We start from the raw sequence: 11,483 nt of genomic DNA, 5'->3' as shown, positions 1-11,483 counted from the left end.
GCCTGCATGATCACCGAGTGTATACGTATACATTTCTCTCATGCAAGGGGTTGTGCGGCCCTTTGCATACGTATACACTCGCTTCAACGAGGCAGCCGGTGTGGCTGCGCTCACTGTCCGGTCGAAGACGAAGGAGTCTCTGAATGAGCACCCCCGCGACAACAGCAACCGCAGCTCCACCCGCCATTGATCCGAAAATGCGCCGCAAGGCCCTCGTTTCATCCGTGCTGGGCAGCTGCATCGAGTGGTACGACTTCTATGTCTATGGAGTCGCGGCCGCCATCATCCTCAACAGCCAGTTCTTCCCGCAGGCGAGCCCGTTCGTCGGCATCCTGCTCTCCTTCAGCACCTATGCCATCGGCTTCGCGGCCCGCCCCATCGGCGGCATCATCTTCGCCCACTTCGGCGACCGCCTGGGCCGGAAGAAAATGCTCATGATGACTCTCGGCCTGATGGGCGGCGGCACGTTCCTCATCGGCTGTCTGCCCAACTTCGCCACCATCGGCATCGCCGCCCCAATTCTGCTGGTCCTCCTGCGCATCGTGCAGGGCATCGGGGTCGGCGGCGAGTGGGGCGGGGCCGCGCTCATGGCAACCGAGTTCGCCCCGGCGAAACGGCGGGGGTTCTTCGGCTCCTGGCCGCAGATCGGCGTGCCGGCCGGAACGCTGCTGGCCAACGGTGCGTTCTACATCATGGGTTATCTGATCTCACCGGAGGCCTTTGTGGCCTGGGGGTGGCGCATCCCCTTCCTGGTCTCGATCCTGCTGGTTGTGCTGTCCTTCTACATCCGCAGCAAGGTCGACGAATCCCCCGCCTTCGAAGAGATCAAGCGCAAGGGTGAGATCGAGAAGATGCCGGTGGTCAAGGTCATCAGGACCCGTCCGCTGACCATCCTGAAGGTCATCATGATGCGGTTCGCCGAGAACGCGAACTACTACATTTACACCACCTTCCTGCTCGCCTACGGTCCCGCAGTTTTGCTGGAAAAGAACAGCATTCTGCTGGCAACCATGATCATGGCCGGCCTGGGCGTCTTCTCGATTCCGTTCTGGGGCTGGGTCTCGGACCGTTGGGGACGCCGCTACACCGTCATCGCCGGAGCAATGACCATGCTGCTGATGGCGTTCCCCTTCTTCTGGGCAGTGCAGACCGGTGACTTCTTCATGGTTCTGCTTGTGCTCATCCTGACCTGCAACGTCGGCCGTGACCTCTGCTACTCAGTGGAACCGGCCTACTTCACCGAGCTCTTCGAACCCAAACTGCGCTACTCCGGAGCCTCAGTCGGCCCGCAGGTCGCAGCGGTCTTCGCCGGGGGTTTCGCACCGCTGATCGCCACGGCACTCATCGGCCCCGACTTCGACCGCTACTGGCTGGTCGGGCTCTACATGGTGGTGACCTCGATCATCACCATCGCCGGCGCACTCTGGTCACCCGAAACAGCACCCCGCGTCCGGCTCCGCAAGGGCATGAGCGCCGAATACGACCCAACCACCGGCCGGTAACCCGGCCAGGCTCCCCTGCCCGGCCGTCGGCGCCCTCCACGATACGGTGGGGGCCAGCGGCCGGGCATTGGCTACCCTGAAATCACGAACAGCAACAAAGACGGTGCCAGCCCGGCGCCAAACACCACGACCTACAGGAGGACATCCACGATGGTAACCAGCCGTGACGTGGCAGAACTGGCCGGCGTCTCCCAAGCCACCGTGTCCCGGGTCATGTCCTCCCCCGCCAAGCTGTCCCCCGCCACCAAGGCGCGTGTTCAGGCAGCCATGGAAACCCTCGGCTACGTCCCCCACGCCGGAGCCCAGGCCATGAAAACCCGGCGCACGAACACCATCGGAGTCGTCGTTGCGGACCTCACCAACCCCTTCTACCCCGAGGTCCTCGATGAACTGAGCCGCGAGCTGGACGCCGCCGGGTTCCGCGCCGTCATATGGAACGCCGGCGGCGGCAGCCACCACGACGCGCTCAAAGCCATCCGGGAACACTCCGTTGACGGCGTCATCTTCACCACCGCCACCGAAGACTCAGTCGAGCTCCAGGCAGCCATCGAAAAAAACAGCCAGATCGTCCTGATCAACCGCGTCGTCGAAGGCCTGGACTGCGACCAGGTCACCAGCAACAACACCGAAGGAGGCGCAGCCGTCGCGGACTACCTCCTGGCCCACGGCAAAACCCGCGTCGCCTTCATCGGCGGCGCACCAAACGCCAGCACCTCGCGCGAACGCGGGCAGGGATTCCTCGGCCGCATGGCCGACCAGGGCCACTCCGTGCCGGAGGACTTCCGTTTCCAAGGCGGGTTCTCCCACGACATCAGCGCCCAGGTCATGAACCGACTGCTCTCCCGCGCCGACCGCCCCCAAGCGGTCTTCTGCGCGAACGACCACATGGCGTTCGGCGCCCTGGACGCCCTCCGCGCGGGCCACCTCCAGCCCCGCGACTGCTGGGTCATCGGCTACGACGACGTCGATATGGCCGCCTGGGACTCCTTCAGCCTCACCACCGTCCGGCAACCCAGCCGCGAAATGGCCCGCGTCGGAGCGAAAATGCTCATCGACCGCATCACCACACCAGGACGGCCGCCCCGACGCGTAAACTTCCCCTGCGACCTCATCGTCCGCGGAAGCACAGAACGCGCCTGACCACCAAAAACGGGATGGGGGAAGAAGGCGCTGACCACAATTTCAGCCTCCACACCCGAAGCATAAAAGTGCCACTCCCCGTTGGTGCTGATGGCGGGGATTACATCAGGTTAAGTTAGAGCTGGGTATCAGTTATCGCGCAATGCCGCCGGACAACGCTCGTGGAATCATGAATTCCGGGTGGAATTACTAGGTCGGCGCAGTGGTTCCGTGCGGCACCGGTTTGCCTGTTGTGGGCTCTGGTGGGATGCGGTAGGTTCGCCGCGCTGTTTCGGCAAACAGGTCACGGCGTTCGCGCTCTGGCATGGTGCCGGTTATTTCGTCGAAGGCCGTGTAGAGAGCGTTGAAGCTGGAGTAGAGGCTGTCGACCGGGAAGTTACTTCCGAACATGGTGCGGTGTGGGCCGAACGCGTCGATGGTTTCGAGGATGATGGGTCGGATTGATTGTGTCGTCCAGGAGTGGTCATTTGTTCCGAGCGCGGAAATTTTGGTGACCACGTTGGGCTGCTTGGCGAGTTTTTGCATACCGGTCCGCCAGTGCCGGAGGGACTCCGGGTCGCGGTGTATGGGCATTCCGGCGTGGTCCAGGATGATGGAGGTGTCCGGATGGTTGGCGGCCAGTTGTGCTGCCTGGTCCAGCTGGTCGGGGAAGACCTGGAGGTCGAAGGACAGCCCGAGGGAGGCAAGGTGCGAGAAGCCTTTCAGCCAGCCCGGGTCGGTGATCAGATCCGGGCGTGAGATGTGGGTGTAACGGGGATCCGGGTGCCAGTTGAGGATGTCGCGGATCCCCCGGACCGAGGGGACTGCGGCGAGGCGTTCCAGGTGGGACAGCACTCCTGGCCCGGCCAGGGAGGCTTTGGCCACTTGAACCGATGGCACGCCGCTGGTGTCGTGAACGTTCTGGATCCAGTCAGCTTCCCAGAGCGGATCGGCGGCACCGTTTTCGACGTGAACGGATCCCGCGAGAGTGAATCCTGTGGTGTCCGCGAGGTAGTCCTCAATGAGGTAGTTTCGCCGGAGCGGACGGTCATCCCCGTGGTATCGGAACGGCTCTGCCGGACCTTGGAGCCATGGGTATGAGCGGGAGAAGTCGCACAGGTGGTGATGGGCGTCGATGATGTCGAAATCGAGCACTGGGAGCTCCTCATTTCCGGACGCTTGTCCGCGGCTCGGCTGTTGCCTGCGGGAGAGCGGATTAGGTGTCGGCAGCACGGTGAAACTGGAGCGCGACGGCGGGAGGGGCGGCAGCGGTGTCGTCCGCTGCCGCCCGTGCCATTGATGCTCGATGCGTGGGCATCTTCCTGGGTCCGGTCACCGCCAGGGGTCTGTCAGGCAGTTGCCGTTGCCTCCTTTTTGGGGGGTGATTTTTTCTTGAATAGCGGCCAGCCTTTGCTGCCCTGGTCCAGTGCCACGGCGATGACGACGACGAGGCCGGTGACGATCTGCTCGTAGAAGCTCGGGACGTTGAGCAGGACCAGACCGTTGGTGAGCGCCCCAAGGATCAATGCTCCCACCAGGGTCCCGGCAATGCGTCCCTCACCGCCCATGAGGTTGGCTCCGCCGATCACCGCGGAGGCGATGGCGGTCAGCAGGTACGGGCTGCCGGCGTCGGTTTGGGCTGCGTTAATACGGGCGACGATGACCAGGCCGCCGACGCCGGCCAGCACCCCGGAGAGGGCGTAGACGGCGATTTTCACCCTGTCGACGCGGACACCGGAGAGCCACGCTGTTTCTTCGCTGCCGCCGGTGGCGATGACGTTCTGCCCGAAGACTGTCCGGCGGAGCAGCAGCCAGCAGAGTATGGCGAGGACTGCCACGAGGATGACCGCGACCGGGATGCCGCCGACGTAGCTGTTGAGCATGAAGACGAAGTCCCTGGGGACGTTGTAGACAGGCCGGCCGTTGGTGACCACGTAGGCGAAGCCCTGGTAAATGCTCATTGTTCCGAGGGTGGCGATGAACGGGGGCAGCTTGAGTTTCGTGATGAGCAACCCGTTGACGGCGCCGCAGACGAGGCCGGTGCCGATGCCGGCGAGCAGGGCGAGGAATGGCGAGGTTCCGGCGTTGACCATGAGCGTGGCGGAGACGATGCCGACGAAGCTCGCGATTGAACCGACGGCGAGGTCGATGCCGCCGGTGATGATGACGAACGTGATGCCAAGCCCGATGATGGCGTTGACGCTGGCTGAGACGGCGATGTCCCGCAGGTTCCCGGAGGTGAGGAAGTTCGGGTTCAGCAGCCCGAAGATCAGGAAGATGACGACCGCGGCGATGTAGATGCCGAGTGCCTGGAGGTTCAGTGCCGGCAGGGTGCGTGGTTTTTTGCTTGCGGCAGCGTCGGGGCGTCGGTTCAGAGGCGTCTTCCGGCTGTCTTCGCCCGCGTCGTTCTTGGGCAGGGTGGGATGGCTCATGTCGTTGTTCTTTCTGCGATGCCCATGGCGTTGGCCACGAGGCTGTGTTCATTGATGTCGTCGCCGGTGTGCTCGGAGACGAACTGACCCTGGCGCATCACCTTAACCCGGTCGCTGAGGGAGATGATTTCCGGCAGGTCGGATGAGACGACGATCACCGCGCTTCCGGCCTTCGCCAGGGCGTCGATGAGTTCGTAGATTTCGACTTTGCCGCCGACGTCCACGCCCTTGGTGGGCTCATCGAAGAGGAATACTTTGGTGTTGCGCCACGTCCACTTGGCGATGACGATCTTTTGCTGGTTGCCGCCGGAGAACTGGCGGGCGTTGAGGCGCACGTTCGCCGGCCGGAGAGACATCCGCGCCGCGGCCTCTTCCGCAGCCGCGATCTGTTTCCGGACGCTGATGAGCGGGCCAAAGCCGTTGAACTGCCTGTCCGCGGTGATGGCGACGTTGAAATAGGCGGGAACCTGCAAGACCAGCCCCTGGTGCTTGCGTTCTTCGGGAATGAACGCGATACCGGCGTTTCTGCTGTCCCTTGGGGAGCGGATCTTCCGCTTTTTCCCGTCAACGCTTACCGTCCCGGTGCTGCCCTTGTCGGCCCTGATGATGGCCCGCAGGAACTCGGTGCGGCCCGAGCCGACCAGCCCGGCGATCCCCAACACTTCCCCGGCCCGCACCTCCACGGAGAGTGGTCCGCCACCGGTGGGGTGGCTGACGTCCGAAGCAGAAAACAGAACCGGGGCGTCTGGCTGGACGGGGTGCTGCCGTTTGAACGACAGCAGCTCCCGGCCGACCATGTTCCGTACGATGTCCTGTTCCGAGGTCTCCACGATCGGCTTGGTGTAGTTGACGGTGCCATCGCGCAGGACCACGACCTTATCGGAGACGCTCATGACCTCGGGCATCTTGTGGGAAACGTAGATGATGCCTACCCCGCGGGTGTGCGCGATTTCCCGTACCCGGTTCAGGACGCCTTCGACGTTATGTTCCAGCATGCTGGTGGTAGGTTCGTCGAGGGCCACGATCTTTGCGCCGAACGCCAGGGCCCGGGCGATCGTCAGGGCGTGGCGCTGGGCGGGACTCAGACCCCGGACCGGGGATTTGGCGTTGAGTGGGAACCCCATTTGGGCGACGTCAGCCAGTGCCTGGTCGACGTGGGTGCCGGCGTCCCGTCGTTCGCGTGCTGTGCGGCCGAGCACGAGGTTCTGCTCCACCGACAGCTGCGGCACAATGGCGGGTTCCTGGTGGGCGATCCTCACCCCGTCAGCCAGAGCCTGGCGGGGTGAGAAGTGTTGCCGTTGGGTGCCGTCGATGATGACGGACCCATGGTCCGGGGCGAGGGAGCCGCCGAGGATGGCGAGCAGTGTGCTTTTGCCCGCCCCGTTTTCTCCGGCCAAGGTGCAGATTTCTCCGCGTTCCAGAGTGAAGCTCACGTCGTTCAGGGCTCGGACTCCGGGGAATGATTTCGCGATGTTCTGCAGTTCCAGCAGCGGTGCAGCCATGGTCCGTACCATCCCTACGGCATGCCGGTCGCGTACTGACCGACATTCTTCGAATCAATGATGAAGGCGGGAACGTCGACCCAGCCGGGAACCTTCTTGCCGGCCAACAGCCACAGCGCCGCGTCCACGCCGCTGGCGCCTTCGGTTACGGGCTGCTCGCTGACCGTGGCGGTCATGTTGCCGGCCTGGATTTCCTTTTTCGCCTGGGGAATGCCGTCGGTTCCCACGAGCAGTACCTTTCCGGTGAGGTTCTTCGCGGCGATGGCTGCGGCGACGCCAAGGGCCATGCCGTCGTTCTGGGAGTAGAACGCCTTGATGTCAGGGTTGGCCGTGAGCATCGCGGCCGCAATCTCCTGGGCCTTGGTTTGATCCCACTTTGCTGTCTGGGATGCGACCAGCTGCAGGTTGGAATGCTTGGTGAGGCCGTTCTTGAAGCCTTCTCCGCGGTTCAGGGCGTTGGATGATCCCGGGTCGCCTTCGATCATGGCGACCTTGCCGCCGTCGGGGAGTTTGGTGGCGATGTAGTCAGCAGCTGTGGCTCCGATAGTCTGCGCGTCGGGACCGACGTAAACGCTTCCGGGAACGTTGCCCTTGGCATCGTTGAGGATGATGACGGGCATTTTCTTGGCCAGGGCGTCCGTGAAGACCGTGTCCAGGCCTGTCGCTGAGATGGGCGAGGCAAGGAGGGCGCTGCAGCCTTGGTTGGCGGCGCTCTTGGCCTTGTCCAGCTGCTCGGTGATGGAGGACTCGTCGGTCACATCGAAGGTCTGGTACTTCACTCCCAGCTTCTTCGCCTCGGCTTCGAAGCCGTCGCGTTCGAACCCCCAGAACTCGTTGGACAGCGTCCGGGTGATGTAGCAAAGCTTGGCATCGGCTGAACCTGACGGGTCGCCGAGGCTGGCCTTGACGTCCTTGATGGGTGTCTTGGCCGAGGCGTCAACGAGGCTTGCCAGGTCAGCGGACTGGCCCGACTGTCCCGTGGACCCTTCAGGGGTGGCACTGCACGCGGCGAGCAATGCTACTGCTGCCGTGGCGGCAGCGATCTGGGTGGCCGCCTTGGGAAGTTTGTTCATGATCTGTATTCCTTTCGTCTTTGGAAGGCCCGCCGGGGCGGGATTCATGCTCTTGACGGGCGCAGCCCTTCCTGAGGGGAAACGGCGCCATTATTCGTCATGGGGTTACTGTGCGTTTGGTGTTGGTCGTGTCCGCAGCCAGGGCTGTTCTCCGACGCCTGGCGGGGGCTGGCTGTTGGGCTGGCTGTTATGAGACTTTGGCGAGGGGAACGCCGATGGCTTTCTCGATGTGCCGGATGTCATCGGATGTGAGGAAGGACTCGGGACGCCCGCAGACGAGCCGTCCGGCCTCGTTGGCAGCCCGGAGGCTGACGGAGAACGGGTGGTCGTTCGCCATCGCGAGGACCATCGCCGCAAGGAAGCTGTCCCCAGCCCCGATGGAGTTCACGATTTGGGTCGGTTCGACCTTTTCCTGCAGGAAATCGTTCCCGTCCAGAGCCACAACGCCGCCCTCGCCCAGTGTCAGGACCGGCGTCTTGGCACCGGCCTCCCGCAGGGCCGTCAGCAGCAGCCGTTCGTCCGTCTCTGCCGGGACGTCCAGTACGTGGCAGGCCTCGCTGCGGTTCAGGACCACGACGTCGGCCAGCCGGAGAAGTGATCTCGCTCCGGCGTGCACCGGGGAGAGGTTCAGGACCACGGTCGTGCCCAGTTCCCGAAACCGGGTGGCCGCGTGTCTTACTACGGGAAGTGGGACCTCGAGGTTCAGAACCACAAACGCCGGAGGTTCGTGGCCATCGAGGAAGGCATCGACGTCGGCGGCCGAGAACTTCCCGTTGGCTCCCGGGACAACGACGGTGTCGTATTCACCCTCGGGATTGACCCGAACGTGGCCAACACCGGTGTGAATCCGGTCATCGCTGATGACTCCTTCGGTGCTGATGCCGCGTGCCTGGAGGGTCCCCATGATGAAACTGCCGAGGTCATCCGATCCGACCCGTCCCACGAGCGTGACGGCCGCCGGATCCAGGGACGCGATGCTCATGGCGGCGTTCAGGCTCTTGCCGCCGGCAGCCATTTCGAAGTTGGACCCGGTCGCATAGCTCGCCGCGCTCCCCTGTTCGCCGACGTAGGCGATGAGGTCCGCGTTCAGCGAGCCGACCACGCAGATACTGGTTGAACCCACCTAGACACCCACGGCTTTCGACCAGAGAACAGAAGATGAGTGCAGCGCGTCGCCCTGGGGCAGGTCCGGGTGGTCGCGGACGAGTTCGCGGGCCATGTCGATGATGGTCCCCATCCGCTCGATGTTCATTTCGCATTCGGAGACGGGGTTTTCCCGTACCGGGTCGGTGTCGAAGTAGAAGGTTCCCTCGTAGCCCTCCCGAAGAAGGTAGTACACGAGTTCCAGCGTCTCCGGGAAGTGGATCGACGCTACCACGAGGCCATCGTCAGCCACGCCGTGCGAATCGTTGAGCTGGAGTCCGAACAGCTTCTGTTCCCGCAGGCACATGGCGGCGGACTGCGCCGGGTTCTCCCGGGCCATCAGCAGGTGGCCGAAGTCCAGGGTCACGCCGAGGTTCGGGCGGTCACAGTCCTTGATGAGGTTCATGACGGCGCCGGTGGTGTTCAGGATGGTGCGTCCGCGCGGCTCGGCGGGCTTGTATTCGATCGAGATGCGGATGTCCTGGTCGACGTCGGCGACGGCCTGCAGGCTCTCGACCATCCAGTTCCAGGACTTCATGTAGTCCATCTGCAAAGGGTATTCGTACCCGTCATGGGCCGGCCACAGCAGTACGTGGTCGGAGCCGAATTCCCGGCACAGGCTGATAGCTTCCTTGACCATTCCCACTGCTGCCTCCCGTAGCGCGGGATCGGGGTTGGTGAAACCTCCGTTGGCGAACTGGGGCGCCGGCCAGCGAAGCTGGATACCCCGGACGTCCAGGCCGGCCTTGTCCAGGGCCGCCTTGATGTCCTCAACTGAGTGCTGGCCGAAGTGCTCCGGGTAGTTCAGCTCGAGTGAAGTCAGTCCCTTCACGCTGCCCGCGAGGGCGATCAGGTCGATCACGGAATCTTCGCCGCTGGGGTATTTCCTGCCCTTGCCCAAGGCAAAGGAATTGAGGCGCGTGGAGTACTTGATGTCGGTCATTATTGTGTTCGCTTTCGATCGTGAAGGCCATTGGCCCACGGGGAACTGCGATCGAAATTCCTGACGGAACTTCGGCTCTGAAGTTGGGCTGGTGTTGGAAGTCTATGAGCCTCATGGCCTCGGAAAGGCACTAGATTGGGCGCAAGGCAGTAGAATTTTTCAGCACTGAATATTGATTCAAGATGCCTTATTCAACGCTTGAACACGGTGCGGGCCACGCACCGCCAGAGGACTTGCACGCAAAGCGGGTTGAGGAAGAATTCACCCATGCATAAATATTCAAAGACAGATGAAAGTGACGAATTATGACGCAGATCACAGGGCCTTCGTCCTTGTTGTCGGTGAGCACGGAGCAGCTCAGGCTGTTCACCAAGATCGCCGTGCTGTATCACGAGGAAGGGATGTCGCAGGGCGAGATTTCCGAGAGGTTGAACCTCTCCCAGGCACGGGTTTCCCGCTACCTCAAGAACGCCGTAGAACTCGGCATCGTGCGGACATCGATAGTCCAGCCCGCTGGAATCTATGTCGGGCTCGAGAAAGCGCTCGAGGAGAAGTACAAACTCCGCGAAGTCGTAGTGGTCGATGTCATGGACGGCGCCTCATTGGGAATGAGATTGGGCTCATCTGCAGCTACCTACCTCGAAACCACAATCGACGCCGACGACTATGTTGGAATCTCCTCATGGAGCACAACGCTCCTGCACACCGTCGAAGCGATGCGCTCACGGCCGCGAAAAATCGCCAATGAAGTCATCCAACTTATCGGAGGTGTCGGCAGCCAACAGGCTCAACTGCAGGCCACACGCCTCGTCTCCCACCTTGCAGAACTGACCTCGGCCAAGCCCTACTACATGGCCTGCCCCGGCCTCGTGGCCAACCCGCAAATCCGTGAGGCATTCCTCGGAGACCCGGCCGTGAAAGCGTCCATTGAGGCCTGGGACCGTCTGACCACGCTGCTGGTGGGCATCGGGACGTTCCCGGCGTCCCCGCTGTGGCAGGCCAGTGGGAACGCCCTCAGCAGAGCCGAGGAGAAAGAACTTTCCCGGGCCGGCGCCGTCGGAGAGATATGCTTGCGCTTCTTCGACATCAACGGCCAGCCCATGAAACCCGCCATCGAAGAGCGCATGATCTCCATCGAAGCCGAAGCCATGATGCGCATACCCCGCCGCATCGGCGTCGCCGGAGGCATGCGCAAACTGAACGCCATCCGAGGCGCCATCACAGGAGGATGGATCAACGTCCTGATAACGGACGCCGACGTCGCCAGACAACTTCTCGAACCGCCACAGCTCTAGGTGACCGCTGACACTCAGTGCCCACGTCGCGACTGACAGCTACATTTAGAATGAACACTCCCGTCGCACGACGATTCCGGCTCTATTGCGAGTCATCGCGCTTCCACCCAAGACGGCGACGGGCTCGCGCTTTGTTCATCCGAGGAATGCTTACGGCCTCGATTGTGGTGCCCGTAGGGAGACCATAGTGTCCCAGCGGCCATCTCCTACGTCGACTCCGGTGCACTTCAGCACCCAGGAGTAACCCCTATCCCCGTCGAGGACGTCGCCTCAGCCCACCGCTGGATTTTTCAGCGGTGGTGCGTGATGTTGAAGCGTCGCCAACCACCAGAGGGGGCTTGGGACCGACGGCAACGATTCACATCGCAGACAGGTCTTAGGAGGTCGGGCGCGAGAATAGATTCACGAGGTTGCCATCAGGATCGCGGAACAGGGTGGACGTGTTTCCCCACGGCATCGTGGTTGGCTCGAGAA

At 62.8% G+C, this 11,483-nt stretch carries 10 protein-coding genes; 3 read left to right on the top strand and 7 right to left on the bottom strand.

Annotated elements, in window-relative coordinates; genetic code table 11:
• Positions 1 to 143 precede the first annotated feature (143 nt).
• Both ACFRAU_RS16685 and ACFRAU_RS16680 read left to right on the top strand, forming a co-directional pair.
• Complete coding sequence (locus ACFRAU_RS16685; protein WP_378000765.1) at positions 144 to 1,502, top strand: MFS transporter; 1,359 nt, start codon at positions 144 to 146, stop codon at positions 1,500 to 1,502.
• A 150-nt stretch (positions 1,503 to 1,652) separates the two neighbouring features.
• Entirely contained in the window at positions 1,653 to 2,642 is a 990-nt protein-coding gene (locus tag ACFRAU_RS16680; RefSeq protein ID WP_378000764.1) for a LacI family DNA-binding transcriptional regulator, read from the top strand.
• A 189-nt stretch (positions 2,643 to 2,831) separates the two neighbouring features.
• Here ACFRAU_RS16680 and ACFRAU_RS16675 read toward each other — a convergent pair whose 3' ends face one another.
• The 6 genes from ACFRAU_RS16675 to ACFRAU_RS16650 all read right to left on the bottom strand — a co-directional run bounded on the left by ACFRAU_RS16675 (position 2,832) and on the right by ACFRAU_RS16650 (position 9,714).
• Complete coding sequence (locus tag ACFRAU_RS16675; RefSeq protein ID WP_378000763.1) at positions 2,832 to 3,776, bottom strand: amidohydrolase family protein; 945 nt, start codon at positions 3,774 to 3,776, stop codon at positions 2,832 to 2,834.
• Positions 3,777 to 3,970: 194 nt separating this feature from the next.
• Positions 3,971 to 5,053 carry an ABC transporter permease gene (locus ACFRAU_RS16670; RefSeq protein ID WP_378000762.1) on the bottom strand — a complete coding sequence of 361 codons (1,083 nt, stop codon included), beginning with the start codon at positions 5,051 to 5,053 and terminating at the stop codon, positions 3,971 to 3,973.
• Positions 5,050 to 6,555 carry a sugar ABC transporter ATP-binding protein gene (locus ACFRAU_RS16665; protein WP_378000761.1) on the bottom strand — a complete coding sequence of 502 codons (1,506 nt, stop codon included), beginning with the start codon at positions 6,553 to 6,555 and terminating at the stop codon, positions 5,050 to 5,052. The genes ACFRAU_RS16670 and ACFRAU_RS16665 overlap by 4 nt, the downstream gene beginning before the upstream one ends.
• A 14-nt stretch (positions 6,556 to 6,569) precedes the next feature.
• Positions 6,570 to 7,628 carry a substrate-binding domain-containing protein gene (locus ACFRAU_RS16660; RefSeq protein WP_378000760.1) on the bottom strand — a complete coding sequence of 353 codons (1,059 nt, stop codon included), beginning with the start codon at positions 7,626 to 7,628 and terminating at the stop codon, positions 6,570 to 6,572.
• A gap of 187 nt (positions 7,629 to 7,815) precedes the next feature.
• The gene (locus ACFRAU_RS16655; RefSeq protein WP_378000759.1) at positions 7,816 to 8,751 is read right to left on the bottom strand and encodes a PfkB family carbohydrate kinase; all 936 of its coding nucleotides are present in this window, start codon (positions 8,749 to 8,751) and stop codon (positions 7,816 to 7,818) included.
• Complete coding sequence (locus tag ACFRAU_RS16650) at positions 8,752 to 9,714, bottom strand: sugar phosphate isomerase/epimerase family protein (RefSeq protein ID WP_378000758.1); 963 nt, start codon at positions 9,712 to 9,714, stop codon at positions 8,752 to 8,754.
• A gap of 305 nt (positions 9,715 to 10,019) precedes the next feature.
• Here ACFRAU_RS16650 and ACFRAU_RS16645 point away from each other — a divergent pair, with 305 nt between their 5' ends.
• Positions 10,020 to 11,009 (top strand): sugar-binding transcriptional regulator, encoded by a 990-nt coding sequence (locus tag ACFRAU_RS16645; RefSeq protein WP_378000757.1) that lies wholly within the window; start codon positions 10,020 to 10,022, stop codon positions 11,007 to 11,009.
• 376 nt (positions 11,010 to 11,385) lie between these two features.
• Here ACFRAU_RS16645 and ACFRAU_RS16640 read toward each other — a convergent pair.
• Positions 11,386 to 11,483, bottom strand: a 98-nt coding sequence (locus ACFRAU_RS16640) for a VOC family protein (protein ID WP_378000826.1), incomplete at its 5' end; no start/stop codon positions are given.

It is taken from the genome of Arthrobacter sp. NPDC056691 (assembly GCF_042791415.1).
Classification (GTDB): domain Bacteria; phylum Actinomycetota; class Actinomycetes; order Actinomycetales; family Micrococcaceae; genus Arthrobacter.
Note: the sequence above shows the minus strand (reverse complement) of the source record. Positions and strands in the feature narration are given on the sequence as shown.